This is a genomic window from Amycolatopsis magusensis, from assembly GCF_017875555.1.
Taxonomy (GTDB): domain Bacteria; phylum Actinomycetota; class Actinomycetes; order Mycobacteriales; family Pseudonocardiaceae; genus Amycolatopsis; species Amycolatopsis magusensis.
The window spans coordinates 5,967,487-5,982,643 of record NZ_JAGGMS010000001.1; the positions used below are offsets into that span (position 1 = coordinate 5,967,487).

General features: G+C 66.4%; 8 protein-coding genes. 4 read left to right on the forward strand and 4 right to left on the reverse strand.

Annotation, left to right across the window (positions count from 1 at the left end):
- The first annotated feature begins 109 nt into the window (after positions 1 to 109).
- The 3 genes from JOM49_RS43325 (at position 110) to JOM49_RS26540 (ending at position 1,856) form a co-directional block, all read left to right on the forward strand.
- The gene (locus tag JOM49_RS43325) at positions 110 to 451 is read left to right on the forward strand and encodes a transposase (RefSeq protein WP_245370930.1); all 342 of its coding nucleotides are present in this window, start codon (positions 110 to 112) and stop codon (positions 449 to 451) included.
- A complete protein-coding gene (locus JOM49_RS43330) occupies positions 337 to 909 on the forward strand; it encodes an IS5 family transposase (RefSeq protein ID WP_308158882.1) in 573 nt (190 codons plus the stop codon). Before JOM49_RS43325 ends, JOM49_RS43330 begins: the two co-directional genes overlap by 115 nt.
- An 83-nt stretch (positions 910 to 992) precedes the next feature.
- Entirely contained in the window at positions 993 to 1,856 is an 864-nt protein-coding gene (locus tag JOM49_RS26540; RefSeq protein WP_209666936.1) for a hypothetical protein, read from the forward strand.
- Positions 1,857 to 2,065: 209 nt separating this feature from the next.
- Here the strand turns inward: JOM49_RS26540 and JOM49_RS26545 are convergent, their stop codons facing one another.
- A complete protein-coding gene (locus JOM49_RS26545) occupies positions 2,066 to 3,463 on the reverse strand; it encodes a tetratricopeptide repeat protein (RefSeq protein WP_209666937.1) in 1,398 nt (465 codons plus the stop codon).
- A 43-nt stretch (positions 3,464 to 3,506) separates the two neighbouring features.
- Here JOM49_RS26545 and JOM49_RS26550 point away from each other — a divergent pair.
- A protein-coding gene (locus JOM49_RS26550; RefSeq protein ID WP_372444084.1) for an IS5 family transposase occupies positions 3,507 to 4,336 on the forward strand; the annotation gives its coding sequence in 2 pieces (ribosomal slippage) (positions 3,507 to 3,867 and positions 3,867 to 4,336; 831 coding nt in all).
- Here JOM49_RS26550 and JOM49_RS26555 read toward each other — a convergent pair.
- From JOM49_RS26555 to JOM49_RS26565, 3 genes are all read right to left on the reverse strand, one after another.
- Positions 4,299 to 5,912, reverse strand: a complete 1,614-nt coding sequence (locus JOM49_RS26555; RefSeq protein WP_209666938.1) for a hypothetical protein — start codon at positions 5,910 to 5,912, stop codon at positions 4,299 to 4,301. The genes JOM49_RS26550 and JOM49_RS26555 overlap by 38 nt on opposite strands.
- 758 nt (positions 5,913 to 6,670) lie before the next feature.
- Positions 6,671 to 12,619 (reverse strand): hypothetical protein, encoded by a 5,949-nt coding sequence (locus tag JOM49_RS26560; protein ID WP_209666939.1) that lies wholly within the window; start codon positions 12,617 to 12,619, stop codon positions 6,671 to 6,673.
- 196 nt (positions 12,620 to 12,815) lie between these two features.
- Positions 12,816 to 15,155 carry an amino acid adenylation domain-containing protein gene (locus JOM49_RS26565; protein ID WP_209666940.1) on the reverse strand — a complete coding sequence of 780 codons (2,340 nt, stop codon included), beginning with the start codon at positions 15,153 to 15,155 and terminating at the stop codon, positions 12,816 to 12,818.
- Positions 15,156 to 15,157: the final 2 nt, after the last annotated feature.

The following is a 15,157-nucleotide window of genomic DNA, read 5'->3' on the forward strand; positions in this document are numbered from 1 at the left end:
GCAGTTACACGGAAGCGACGCGAAGCGCACTCTTCGCCCTTAGACCGTGTCTCACGTGGGTTTGACGGTCGTGCCGTCATGATCTTGGGCCGTGGTTGATCGGTTGTCGATGCGATTGGTCCCGGACGAGTTGTGGGCGCTGGTCGAGCCGTTGGTTCCGGAGTTCCGGGCTCGTCCGCAGGGTGGCGGGACAGCGCCGCTGCCGGCTCGTGCGGTGTTCACCGCGGTCGTGTATGTGCTGACCAGTGGGTGTTCGTGGCGGGATCTGCCGCGGTCGTTCGGAGTGCCGTTCCAGACCGCGCATCGCCGTTTCAGTCAGTGGACCAAGGCCGGGTTGTGGCGCCAGCTTCATCACGCGGTACTGGACGAACTGGGTGGCTGCGGGTTGATCGACTGGTCCCGCGTCATCGTCGATGCGGCCGCCGTGCGGGCGAAAAGGGGGGATCGCTGACCGGGCCGAGTCCGGTGGACCGCGGCAAGCCCGGCTCGAAGATCCATGTCCTGTCCGAGGGGGCGGGGCTACCCCTTGTTGTTGGTGTTTCGGCTGCGAACACCAACGATGCCTACGCGCTCAAGCCATTGGTGAAGGCGATTCCTGCGATCCGATCCCGTCGCGGACCGTGCCGCCGCAAGCCCGGCAAGCTGCACGCGGACAAGGCCTACGACCACGCTGACTTACGTGCCTGGGTTCACCGGCGCGGTATCCAGGTGCGCATCGCCCGCAAAGGCATCGATACCAGCGAGAAGCTCGGCCGACACCGCTGGGTGATCGAACGAACAATCTCCTGGCTCACCGGTTACCGACGACTCACCATCCGCTACGAACGCAACGCCAACCACTTCCTCGCCTTCCTCACCCTCGCCGCCACCCTGACCTGCTTCAAGAAGCTCCGCAAAACCACCACATGAGACTTGGTCTAAGTACCGGATGCTATTTTCCTCAATGTAGACAGCCAACCGTCAAGCTATTCGGGTCCGAGCCCGGAAAAAATGTGGACATAGCGCATATTCATGCCGAGGACCCTAATGGTCCAAGGCACATTAAGCTACCGAAGGATCGGTACGACGCTTTTTCAAATCTTATCCTTTTATGCAGATTCCACCACACGAAGGTCGACAACAAGGCCACTCTACACCTGTATCCAGCGAAAGATCTGGCAGCCTGGAAAGTATCGTGCGAAAAAAACCTTCGAGATAAAATTAACGGGTTAGACAACCTGACCGAGGAGCGACTTGGAATATTGCTCGACAAGGCCGCCAAGTCCACGATACCGGAGATCGAAGGCGCGATCGGCTCATTACGCGACGTCAGCAATGGCGCGGCCGAAATCCTCCAGACCATGCTAAATAAAATAGAAACTCACTACCTCGATGCCGAATCGATAGCGACGCTAGACGCGGCTTCGCATAGACTCGGAGATCTGGAGGCAAATGCCGCCGTATTGTCGGCGGCCGCCTATCGATTAGGAGACCTCGAAGTCAACGCCGCGATTTTGAACGTTGCCAGCGAAAGACTGCAACATCTAGAATCAAACGCCGCCGCCTTGGCTGCGGCTACGAGCCAGTGCGAACAACTGAACCTCAACTCGACACCACGCTGGTTTGAGGAATTCAAATATGAGTACAATATGACCATCAACTCGATACCGGATGCTTCCGAAGTGGTCGCCACAATACAGCGTGCCGGCGAGCGTGCCATCGCGCAACTTAACCAGGAGGCCGCTTCGATTGACATCGGCGAACCACCGATCATGCTTGATCACCCTCAGCGCTGGAAGTTTTTTGCAGCGGGAATCATTGTGGCATTCGCATTGGTCATCATAGGTATTGTCTTGAGAACGACAGGGACAATCTAGCCTTTTAGCAAGTGGCGCGGATGCCGCCACGGCTTAACAAGCGCAATCGACAAAAGGGACGGCATGACAGGAAGGTGTTACCGACGGGCCGATGGTAAAGAGCAGTACCAGCGCTGGTCGGCGTGACCTCCGTCGAACGGGCACAAGACGGCCTACGTCGAGGTTGCGTGTTTACCGCAGTTTGCCGACCAGCGTCGCGCGCCCGGAGATCACCATGCGTCGAGTATCCCCTTCGCGGCCGGGAATCGGTGAACCGTCCACTCGGTGGCAGGCATACTTTCACTGGTAAGACCGTATTTTCGGATATCCATACCTGCGTCTACCTGACAGTGTTCAAGTTGAGCTTCGAGGTGTTCGCGTGCGTCCGGTACTCCGCATACGGTTGCCTTAGCGAGCATCGCCAACGCTTCTGTATATTGGTCGGCCAACTCGAGATGCTGAGCGAGAACAATCATTGATGCTTGATCATGAAGCGTCACGGCACGCTGGAGTAAGCCGATCGCTTTCGATAAGTTCTTCGCATTTGGTCTTCCTGGCCCTTTGTCGGCGCCAATGTCGCTGTGTGGCCGAACGTAGGGGCTCTTCATGAATTTGCTAGCGGTCGTTGTGCTCCTGGTTCCTGCTCGTGTCCAGGTGGCGAGGACGAACGCTGCAGCAGAGGGGTCCCCTCGCTGCAGTTGTCTATCCATGAGGTCGAGCGCTCGATCGAATTGCCTGGTGGCAGCATAGGCGATCGCGAGCGGTGACTCGACACCCGCGACATCAGCCTGGAGGCCTGCCGTCAGCAGCTCGATCGCCAGCAAAGGACGATCTGCTTTGAGTAACGCCTTACCACCGGCTTCATAGGCGGGCCGATATCCGCCAGCGGCCGCGGCGCGGTACAGGGCAGCAGCTACAGTCGTTTCGCCTGCGTCGATGACTACGTCAGCCAACTGCATCGAAACGTAGCTTTCACTCCAGCCGGTAGCGGTGACGACTCTGTCCACTGCGCTGCCTATGCGATCACGTTCGATCAGGCTGGGAATGATCGGCGCGATAGCAGCGACGTCCGCTGCATCGGTTGTCTCGAACACGAAGGCGATGGCGTGGTCGTGAAACCCCTCAGCGACGAGCAAAGAGACGATCCGTTGCAGTGGAGGTGCCACGGCGTGCCGGACTGCCTGGCGATACCAGCCGCGGAGATCGTCTGCGGCGCCGCGGCGAGCGGCGAGTTCAGCGCCGGACTTGTAGGCGATGTGGCAGCCGGTTTCCGCGGCTTGGCGATAGGTCGCGAAGGCTAGGTCATCCATTCGTACCCGCGCGTAAGCATCGCCGACCAGCAGTAAGGATGCGGGTAGGTTCTTGTCGGCCGCTGTGGCTGCCCACACGTGAGCTCGTTCGGTCATCCGTGCCCGGAGCAGGACCTCGGTTCCTACGACGTAAGCCTCGTCGACACCAGCCTCAACAGCTGTCGTGCACCACGCCAGGGCATCGCCGATGTTTCCTTCGGCGAGCAGAATCCGGGCCCCGGCTACAAATGCCTCGGGCAGTCCGTCCTGGCCCACCGAGAGAAGCGTTGATAGAGTGGTCTTGATCCCTTGGTATTCCGCGCCGACCTCGGCGAGCACGCTTAAGAGCGTGTCTCACGTGGTGATCGGTCGCTCGTAGGCGATGATCTTGGCTGTGGTTGATCGGTTGTCGTTGCGGTTGGTGCCGGATGAGTTGTGGGCGCTGGTGGAGCCGTTGATTCCGGCGTTCGAGCCGCGCCCGCAGGGTGGTGGCACGGCGCCGCTGGACGCGCGTGCGGTGTTCACCGCGATCGTGTACGTGCTGACCAGCGGGTGTGCGTGGCGGGATCTGCCGCCGTCGTTCGGGGTGCCATTCCAAACCGCGCACCGTCGCTTCGGCCAGTGGACTGAAGCTGGGCTGTGGCGACGGCTGCATCATGCGATCCTGGACGAACTCGGTAGCCAGGGCCTGCTCGACTGGTCCCGCGCGATCGTGGACGGTGCCTGCGTACGGGCCAAAAAAGGGGATCTTTGACCGGTCCGAGTCCAGTGGATCGGGGCAAACCCGGTTCGAAGATCCACGTGCTGTCCGAACGAGGCGGCCTACCCCTGACGGTCGCGATCTCCGCGGCGAACACCAACGACTCTGCCGCCCTCAAACCTCTGGTCAAGGCCATCCCGGCGATCAAGTCCCGGCGCGGACCGCGCCGGCGCAAGCCCGGCAAGCTCCACGCTGACAAGGCCTATGATCACGCCGACCTCCGTCGCTGGGTCCGCGACCGAGGCATCACCGTCCGCATCGCCCGCAAAGGCATCGAATCCAACGACAAGCTCGGCAAACACCGATGGGTGATCGAACGCACGATGGCCTGGCTGACCGGATACCGGCGCCTAACCCTGCGCTACGAACGCAAAGCCACCCACTTCCTCGCCTTCCTCACCCTCGGAGCAGCACTCACCTGCCACAAGAGACTCCGCAAACACACGACATGAGACACGCTCTTAAGGCCCGGAATCGTCCCTCGGTCGCGAGTGAGACAAGCCATTGCACAGCTTCAGTGAGCTTGCCTTCTTCGGCCATGATGGCTGCTGCGATTGCCATAGCGCTGTCATCACCGGCAAGCGCGGCGCGCTGATACGATTTGCGTGGAGATCGACCAAGGGAAGTATGGACGTGTCCGAGAATCAACCAGGTTTGCGCGGTTTCTTCCGGCGTGAGCCGAGGCCACCAGTCAGCGAGGTCGCCGAGGCGCCCCTGTTCGACGCACAGTCGATACAACGACCTCAGGGCTTCGGCATCGCCCATGAGTACGGCTTGGCGCAGACAGGCGATGGCGTCGTCGATCCATCCAGGGGATTGGAGTAGAGTTCCAGCCCGTCGCCAGCCCGCTCGTTCATCAGTGTACTGGAGCGCGAAGCCGACCGCTTCGCGTAGCATGCCACGCGCTTCGCATTGCGCTGAGAGATCCACTCGGCACGCTGGGTCGGCATGCTCGCTTAGTGCATCGAGCAGGCCGCTACGAAAGACCAATGTTGCGCGTTGCCGGATTCCATGGCGCTCTACCCATTCATGCACTCGATATTCGACCGACCTGCCACGAGCCGACGCTGTTGTGCGCTCGACGAGGATACTTTCACCCGCAGCATTCGGCTCCAGAAGGCTTCCGATAGCGTCGACAAACGCCGAATCACCGAGGCTTGCGTCAAGGCCACACGCCTGCTCTAGAAGCTGCTTGGACATCCACGGCGAATGCCCAAGTCGGCGTAGATCGAGAGCAGTGTCAAGCACCGCTCGTTCGGGCTTGAGCAGATTGTCGAATCTCGCCCGCAGGTAGGGGACCACCGCCAGATATTGGACGACCTCGCCATCGTGGCAGCGTTGCGCTGCCTCCGCGACGCCGGGATGAGGGGATTGCCTGGCCCGTGCCATCTCGTCTGAGGTAAAGGATGATGGCACTGCGATGTCGCTGCCGTAGAGCAGTCGGCGAAGGTGCTCCGCTGGTGCGCGCACGCCGGAGTTGTCAGGGATCGACAGTGCGCGCCAATGACGAGTCGACGTGGTGAGCAGCACGACGATGGGGGCCCGGCGCTCGTCGTGGAGCAGCGTCCGTAACGCCAGGGCTAGCCGGTCGTCCTCAGCCGGGCTGCGCCCAGGAAAGTAACGCTCAAGCTGAGGCAACCACAGAATGCTGCGCGGTGGAAGACACGGGAGCACAGCCGAGAGTTCCTCGGGCGTGGCAGGATGGAACAGCGGCCAGAGAACCCAACCTTGCGACATGAACGCGCCATCTTTGATGGCCTCCCAGGCGCTTCTCTTTTTCCCTGCCATCATTGAACCGGTCATGGTGACGACCGTGCTGACCCCATTCTTCGCACTGGCTAGACGTGCGCGGAGCGCGCTGTCGTGGGTGCGAACCACGTAGTCCGTGTCGCCAGAAGATGGGTTGTGCCCTGCGGGGGCCGATTCGATACCGAGCATTGCCGGCGTGCAGGCATCCAACCGCCGCAGCCGGTGTTGCTGCAGCACTCGGCCGCCCACAACCGGGTTGCCCCACGCTGAGGCCGTCATGCGGCTTGCCTCGCCAGAGGATTGGCCGCGTCGACGCTTGCCACGATGAACCGTTTGGCCCCGGTGTGCTCCTGTTGCCGGGCCGCATGGGAGCGCGTGGTGGGGGTTTGCTGCGCATACGGAATCACGATTCCTGTTGTACCGAGTGCGCGTTCCGGGCAGCGTCACCCACATAGGGGCCCCGGCCGAGTGGTGCCTTCAGCACGGCGAGTGGTCATGCTTTCGGATCCGAACTTCACCGCAGGCGAATTGCGCGGCATCTCACCTTGCCACCGATGAGCGGTCACGATGGGCATCGCGTCCCATCAGCTTGCCCCGGGCACGCACCAGCCCGCCGGAGGACGATGTCCCGCGAGTGGCGCGGCGAATCTTCCCGAGCCGGCCGAGGGGATCGGCAGTTGGCTGTGCTCGACCGCAGCTGCGGCACGGTGTGGCGGTGGTGCCCCGCGGTTCGCTGGGGTGCGCTGGATACCAGAGTCCATACCAGGCGCGCGGAGCCGGCGTAGATGGTCCGACTGGCCGCGCCGCTGTCACGCGGCGAAGAAACGACATGGATGCGGTGCATCCCCAAGGGCGCCGGCCTCTTGTTGGAAGGGAGTTCGCGGCACCTGCTGATCAACGAGCCGATCGGGTCAACTCTCACTCGATCACGCAACTTCCGGACACTGCGTCACGGCGTGCTTACCTCGACTACGTCGGTTGGCGATATCGCCAACCAAATCACCGAAGCAAGCACGCCGGGGTCCTGTGCGGCGACGCTACCCACGCCGGGGCCATGACCGAACCAGCAGGGGTTCGATCGAGTATTTGCCGTCGTCGCTGAGGTTGAAGATGGCCAGGGATTCCATACAGGCCACGGCGATGTGAGGTTGATCCACAGTTTCTTCTGCGGCGTCGATGAGGTCGGCGAGTGTGGCCTGGTCGTTGTCGACGAGGGTGAGCACGGAGCTGAATGCGGCGGCCAGGTCGTCGTCTGCGGTGATGCCGATCGCGTTGATCAACTCGGCAGCGCCCTCGTCCGAGGCGAGATGATCGGAGATCCGTGCCAAGGCATGAGATTCGTCGTGTCCGGCGGCGACGAGTTCGGCAGCCCGTTCGACGTACAGGGGCCATCCTCCGGTGACTTGATGCAGGCGCTCGAGGCGTTCTTTGCCGGTGAACTTCTCGCTGGCGAGAGCCCACAGATGCAGTGTGTGCCGGTCGTAGCGGCGCAGGGTCACGGTCCCGAGGGCGGGTGTGTGGTCTGCGGTGGTGAGGACTTCCCGCCAGAGGGTCATGTGCTCGGGTCCGGCGATGATGACGGCGGATCGTGTGACACCGGATGTGTCCGGAAGTCGTTCGAGTGCGGCGGTGAGTGCGACGGTGGCGGCTTCGTCTCGGGCGATGCGGGAGGCGAAGTCGGTCACGACGACGCGTCGTTGGCCGGGTTCGCCGCTGACGAGTTCGTCTTCGAACTGCTTGCGGTTGCTGATGCAGGGCACGGTGAACATGGAGCCGACGTCGGCGCCGGTGCGGATGGCCTGGTCGGCGTCGTAGATGCCGGTCGCGCGGGATCCGAGCACAACGCGGACTTGGTTGGCGTGATCACCCAGGACGTCGTCGAGTTGTCCTGCTGTGAGTGGTGAGCGTCGTCCGTCTCGCAGCGCGGGCCGTGTTTCCATGGCGATGACCTCGTCGAGTACGGAGTCGGTCGCCGCGCCGATGAGTTCGGTGGCCACGTCGTCCTTGGAGCCGATCATGTTGAGCACGTTGGGGCTGCGCAGGTGCCAGCCGCGGCCGTCGTTGTTGGGTGCCAGTACTCCCAGCCCGACCATTTCTCGCAGATAGGCGCGGAACCCTTCGACGTCGAGGGTGACGAATCCGTCGTCCCACCAGGAGAGGCATTCCTCACGCAGTTCGACATCGGAGAGCCGGGCGTCGAGGCCGAATTCGTGGGCGTGGTGGGCCAGGACGTTGGCGATGACGTTGTAGCGGGGGTCCAGGTGCAGGGTGTCGTGGAAGGCGGCGCTGATGTCGGCTTTGAGGTCCGGGTTGCTTTCGACGGAGACGACGTCGGCGTGGGTGATGACGTAGGGGGGCTGGGTGTCGGCGACCTCGCCGGCGCGGTGGGTCTGCATGGTGGCGATCAGGCGCCAGCCGAACATCTGCAGCAGGAACGGCTGGTAGGAGCAGTAGCCGAGGATGCGGTGAACGAGGTCGTCGTCGGCGAAGCGGTAGCCGAGTGCGTGCAGCGGGCGGGTCAGCAGGTTCGCGGCCCATCGGGGCGGGAGTGGCCCGATGACGGTGGGACGCTGCGCGAGGTGGCTGAAGGGGCCGTTGCGGGCGCTTTTGGCGTAGCGCTGCACGGAGTGCAGCCCGGCGAAGACGACTTTGATCCGGCCGTCGGTGGTCGTGCCGAGTTCTTTGAGCCGGTTGGTTTCGAAGAATTCCGGGGCGTCGGATTCGAAGAATCGGTCGGTCTCGTCGAGCAGGACCAGCAGCCGTCGCCGCGGGTCGGTCTCGATCCAGTCGAGCAGGCCGGTGCGTACGTGCTCGTGGGGTTTGCGCTGAGAGCTGCCCCGGCGTGGAGCTGCGGGGATGAGGCCGCGATGAATGAGTTCACGCTGCAGCGTGTCCCAGATCGCGCTTGATCCGATCGGGGCTCCGGCGCGGATTCCGGTGGTGTCCAGGCTGAGGTAGAGGCTGACTCGCTCGCCGCGTTCTCCCTGGGACTCGAAGAGCTGTCCGGCGCTGCGCAACAGGGCGGATTTGCCCAGGCCGCGGCCACCGTAGAGGAGCTGGGTGCCGTCGGGGTCGAGGACGCCTTTACGCTCGGCGTCGCGCCCGTAGAACATTTCCTCGGCCACGAGCCCGCGTTTTTTGCTGACGTAGGGGTTGATGTTGCTGAAGGGCAGCAGGATGTTCATGGTCGCTTCCATCTGCCTGTTGCCGTGGGCGGCCAGGTACGCCAGTGCGGCGTCGTCGAGCACCACCACGGGCGCGGTGTGGTGGCCGGTCACGGCGTGCCGGGCGAGTTCGCGGCGGGTGTGCGGGCTCATCGTACCGAAGTAGGCGATCAGGAGGCTGTCGCCGGAGTTGTCGTGGTCGGCGCGGCTGAGCAGCAGGGGTGCGGTGGGGTGGCCCCATGCCAGCAAGATGCGCAGGCGCCCGCCCAGTTTGCTGCCGAACGCCGGAACGAGTGCCTTGCCGCTGATGGTGACGTCGAGGACGTCGAGGAAGCGGCGGTCGCGGTCGCGGGGCAGCTCGTCGAGTTGGCGGATCCGTTTGCCTTCGATGCCGACCAGGCTCAGCGCCGGAAGGAGCAGGTCTCGTTCGCTGATCTGCCGGCGTGCTTCGGCGGGTGTGGTGGCGAGCTTGCGCCAGGAGGTGAGCGCGGTGGCGGCCAGTTCGGCGAAGTCGGTGTTGAGCTGGGTGTAGTCCAGGGCCTCGCAGCCGGGGACCTGCTTTCGACCCTGTACCGCGCCGATGAGGGCGGGGGTGAGACCGTTGGCTATGGCCTGCGGCACGGCGGGGAAGAACCTCTGCAGGTCGACGCTCTGGGTCACCGGGGGGACCACTTCGCCGATCTCGTGGAAGTAGAGCAATTCCTCGGCGGTGGCCAGGTCACCGGAGGCGATGAGCCGGGTCACTCGTGCGCTGGTCGCGGGGTCTGCGTTGCCGAGCGCGGCCAGGCGTCGCGACAGGCGTTCGGCCGCGTCGGCCCGATAGCGGGGGAGCAGGTCGGCCACCCGCTGCAATTGGCGCCGCACCAGGGCGAGGTTGCCGGTGGAGTCCGGGTCGGCGTCGCGCAGGTATCCACTCAGTTCTCCGCCTTGTTCCTCGGAGACTTCGTTGTTGGAGCGCGCGCGTCGCAGCTCCACGGTGAGCTCCTGGTTGAGGGTGGCCAGTTCGGCGCGCACGGTGCTGCGCGCGGTGGCGATGGTGACGGTGGCCTCGCGGGCCGAATCCGCGTCGTCCGCGTCGGTCATGCCCGGCAGGAGACCGGCGTGCGCGGCGTGGGCCACGAACTCGGCCGTGTCGAAGTTCTCCGCGGTGATCTGCTGCTCGATCGCCTCTGTCCACGTGCGGCTGGCCGCGGCGAGCAGCTCGTCGACGCTGATGTCGCCAGCGACCTTGATCTTGTTCACCGCTGTGTCGACGGTCGCACCCGGTACTTTCAGCAGTTCCGCGGTGATCGCGAACGCCGGGGTGGGCTCGCGGGTGGGCAGGGTGGCGGTGCCGGCGAGGACGTCCATCGTGGCGTTCAGCGAGTCGGCTGCGGCCTGCGATGCCGCGGCGAGGAGCGGGTCGGCGTGGTGGGCCTGAGCGGTCAATGCGGCGATGGCGGCGTCCCGGTTGCTGAGCACCGCGGCGCGCATGTCGGAGATCTCGCCGGTGGCCCACTGCTGGGCGCTGCCCGCGCGCTGTTCGATGAGCACGGCATTGGTCCACTCGGCGAGGTGCTGCACGGCCTCGGCGACGAGGTCGGTCAGGTCCTGCCGGGCCGCCCCTTCGATCGGTTTGCCGCCCTTGCCGCGGTACTTGCGATCGGAGGCGTCGATTTCGCGGGCGACCTCGGCGTTGTCGGCCAGGCGGCGGACGAGGCTGGTGACCTCGTGCAGTGCCGTCCGGTTGTCGGTGGCGGCCGCTGTCAGCGCTGTGCCCAGCAGCCCGCCGGGGGCCATCCACGCTTTGGCGATGTCGGTCGCGCGCTTGAAGCGCAAGGTCCGCGGCCGCAGCATCGCGTGCGCGGCGTCGCGGATGGTGTGCAGGGACTGCTCGATCTCGGTGACGTCGGCAAGCACGGTCAGCGGCGGGGTGTCGACCAGTACTCCCCGTAGTGCCCTGCGCCCGACCTGATCGGCGATCCCGGACAGGGTTGGCTCGACGCGGGTGGCGAGTTCGGCGAGTACGGCCCCGGTCGTGGGCTCGCCGGTCACCAGAGCGGCCCGCAGGAGCGAGACGACGGCGAGCAGCGTACTGAGCGAGTCCTCGGCGACCTCGTCGGTGTCGAGATCGATCAGTTCGCCGCGCAGTGCGCTGGTGACGGCTCCGGCGTCGCTGCGCACGGCAGTGGCCAGGGCGGCGATCCGCAGGATCGATTGACGGCTGGCCGGTTGCTGGGCGGCGCGGGCGAGCGCGGTGGCCATGCCGAACCGCTGGGTGGCGATGAGACCGGCGAGGTCGGCGATGACCCGGTCCTGTGCCGCGACGTGGTCGGGCTCCGGGTGTGCCGTGACGTCGGCGCGGGGGGCTGTGTGGTCCTCTGGGGCCTGCTTGGGGGCGTTGCTGGCGCTGCTCGCGCCTGGTGGCGGTGTGTGGTCCTGTGCGCGCGGGCTGTCTTCGGGTTGTGCTGGCTGGTCGGGGTCTGGTGTGGACTTCGGTGTCGCGGCGGTCTGAGCGGGCGCGGGGGAGGGGGCCTCGTCCAGCGGCGGGGCGGGTGCAGCGCCGGGGTGGGTGTGAGTGAGTTGTGAGGCGGTGATGGCGAGCAGCGCCAGCGCCGGGTAAGCGTGGACGAAGTCCTGCTGCAACGCCATGGCCTGTTCTGGAGTGGTGGCTGGGTCGGCGAGCGTGATCAGCGTGGTGAGGGTGCTCGCGTGGCGGCGATCGTCTTCGCTCCACTGCGGTGTCGCGGCGAACTGCGCTGCCTGGGTTTGTGCGGCGGTCAGGGCCTCGGCGAGCGCGGCATTGGTCTCGGGTGCGGTGAAGGTGCGCAGCTGGGCGAGGCGGGCGCGCACGGCGGCTTCGTCGGATGTGGCGGTGATGAGGTCGCTCAGCGCCGCGGTGATGGTGGCGACGGTGCTCGCGGGATCGACGGTGTCGCCGCTGGCGTGCAGGGTGGCGACGGCGGTGTCGAACCGGGCTCGCGCCGCGGCGAGGACCTCAAGATCGCCGAGTGTGGGAGCCCGGTCGGCGCGGAGGCCGTCGAGTACTCGCTGCGCGGCGGGAATCGCCTCCGCGATGGCGTGCTGCAGGTCCTGGCTGAGCTGGACGATATCGGTGACTGCGCCGGGCTGTGCAGCGCCGGGCTGCGTCTCGGTAGCGATCTCGGTGTCGCCGGTGATTGCCGGGCTGGGGGTATCCGTTGTCGTCACAGTGTCCTCATCCTCGTCCTCGCGGTCGTGGCTGGTCGGGAAGCGGGAGGCAGCTGTCGTGGAGGCCACCTGCGGCGGTGAAGGGGTGGGGCCGGGATCGTACGGGGTGGCGCGGGCAGGGAAGCGATAGTCGGCGGTGGCGGCGATGACGCGGTCCGCGGCGGTGGTGATCGCGGCGGTGTGTGTCGGGCTCACGCCGTCGGGCCGGAACCAAGACTGCTCGGCCGCCCACCGCCAGATGCGGGCGTCGGCGATGGAGGCCAGTCCGTGGGCCCATACGCACACGCGCGCCAGTGCGGGTGACCAGCATTCGGCGGGATCACGGGGCGCCGGGCTGGCTTCGCGATCGGCGGCGGCGGCGATGACGTCGGTGAACACCACTCTGGTGAGCGCGGCAGCCGCGTGATGGGCGTCGTGGTCGCGGGCACGGGACAGCCTGGACAGGACATCGCGGCACAGAGGCTGCCCGATGTGGCGGGGCGTGAGTCGCAAGCCCAGGGGGAGCAGCACGCGGGGCCGGCGCGCGACGGGAGTCGCCGACAGCGCCTTGCTCAGGTCGGCGGGAGTCAGCTGGGTCAGGGCTGTGCGCAGGGGTGCTGGGCAGGCCGCGAGCGCGGCGGCCAACGCGGTCATGGCCTGGTGGGCAGCCGAATCCGGCGGCAGTGTCCGACCGGGTTCGTCGTATACCGGGTAGGCCACGAAGGGCTCGCCGTGCGGGCACCGGTAATGGGGGCGTCGGGCAGTCACGAGACCTCCAGCAGTGGCGGGAAGTGGGTGTGCTGGTGTGCCCACGGCATCAGGCCGCAGCCACCACCAGCCCGGGTCATGGTCATGAGACGTTCCGGTTGAAGGGCGAGATGTAGGTGTAGCCCTCGGGCAGTTCGGCAGCGCCGCCGAGCCCGAACCGTTCGCGATCTCGGCGGTAGGCCTGTTTCGCCTTGTCCGTCGCGGTCTGGCCGCGGTCTTTGATCCAGCGCAGATGCCCTGCCACGTGGTGAGTACGCAGGTACTTCTGCTCGAGGGCGCCGGCGGCGTGGGGGGACGCGGCTGCGCGCGGCGGCCCGGTGAGGGGACGGGGCTCGTACACCAGAGTCTGCGCGGTGGGAGCCCCGTCGAGGTCGGTTACGCAGGGCCGGCCGTGGACGTCGATAGTGACGGTGCCGGTGCGCAGGGCTCCTGCGGCGATCAGCTCCGCGACGGCGCTGTCGAGTTCGGCCACCGACGCGGAATCGGCGGTGCCGTAGACCGCCCGGGGCAGGTGCGTGCGTAACAGGACCGCGCGTCCGTCCGGGTCGAGCAAACCCAGCCGCCGCACGGCACGCAACACACGCTGGGGCAGCGTCAAGGTGGCGGGCGCGGGTCTGCGTGCTGTGGCGCCGCGGGCGGGCTGTCCCGGAGCCGCGTCGCGGGTGAGGATGCGCGGGTCGTAGCGGTGCTCGATCTGGATGTCGTCGAGGGTGACGGCAGTGTCCAGCAGGGTTGTCGTCGCCCGGATCACGCTCGCGCCGCGGCCCCAGGTGCTGGTCAGCACGATGCCGGGAAAGAATTCCAGAGGCCAGTCCACTCCGGTCAGCTGAGGCCGTCCGGACAGTCGAGTCTGCACAGTTTGGGTCGCCTCGTCTGGGTCGAGGTCGTAGCCGTCGTGGCTGAGCAGCAGCCGCAGGGACACCCCGGTCAGGCCAGAGTCGCGCATCTGGGTGGCGACGTGGTCGGGCAGAGCCAGGCGCTGCTCGAGCAGATGGGTCAACCTGAGAGCGTGGGTCCACGACAGTTGGCTGTCGCTGACGACGAGCGCGTCGAACTCGTCGGCCTCCTCGGGTTCCGGTGCGGTGTCGGTCTCGTCGGGGGACGGCCGGAGCGCCAGCTCGGGTTCGAGATCGTCCACTGTGGACTGCCAGCCCAAGCCCAGTGCCTCGACAGGGTCGACGTGGGTGTAGCGGCTTGTGGGGTGTTCACCGCGCCAGACGCCACCGCCTTGCCACGGGTCGTCCAGGCGCAGGTGTACCTGACCATGCAGCAGGCCTGTGGTGTCGTCGGTTTCCCGTCGGGCGTAGTCGCTGATGACCACGTTGGCGTGGCAGACCGCGGTGGCATACCCAGCCCCTACCAGTTGTGCGGCGCTGTCGTGCATCGTGCGCAGCCGCGGCCCGATCGCGGTGTAGGTGACGGCGCGATCGGGCGCCCAGCGTCCCCGTGCCGAGGGCACGGCCGAGCGCGCGAGTCCAGCCGCCAGACTGCCCAGATCGTCTCCGCCGAGCGGGCCGGGGTCGGCCAGCCGAGCGGCCAGCGACGCGCGGGTCATGGCGTACCCGCGCCAGAGGCGCAGCTCGGGCAGGCTCGCCAGCGCGTCGGCGATCGTGCCCAGTACCCCGCTCAGCGCGGCGGCCAGCTGCTCCTCACCCGCTTGATCGCTCAGCACCGTGGACAGCGGCATCGGAGCGGCCATGGACAGCAGTTGCGTGCGTGCCCGGGTCAGCAGGTAGCGCGCATACAACGTCGTGTCGTCGAGATCGGCCTCACTCCGGCTGTGATAGCGCGCGTCCAGAAGCAAGTGCCCGTCGGCGTCGAGCCAGCGGCCGCGTCGGCGCAGCCGGTCCAGCCGCGGCCGGGTCAGCGAGAAGTCTTGCCCGAACGCGTCCACGTCGGCGACCAGCCGCTCGCGCAGCACGACCTCGCCGGCGCCGGCGTCGGTCACGCCGGGACCGACCGCGCCTGCGGGAGCGCCCGACAGCCACGCGGGCACGGTGCCGTCCGGGGACAGCTCGGGGTGCGCCCCCTCCTTATAGGCGATCTCGGCATACAGCGGGTGCTCACCGGCTGCGATGTTGACCATGGCGCCGACCGGCAGCGCCTCGGTGGTCTCGCCGAACCGCACGCCGGGGAAGTCCTCCAGCCGGAGAGGACCGCCGACATATCCGCCGGTGGTGAGGTCGTAGCCGAAATAGGCGGCGTTGAACGCGACGTTGAGGTGGACCGGTGCGCGCCGGGCGGCGACCAGGGCCGACAGGTAGCGCGTGAGGCGCTCGCGATCAGCGAGGTCGGTGGCGTCCCAGCCGAGCGCCATGCGCGGGGTCAGGACCGGCTCGTCGACGAACGGGCGCCACAGCGCGGCGCTCGCCGCAGTGTCGAGGGTGGTGGCCGGGCTGGGTGTCTCCTGCAGTTCAGTCATGA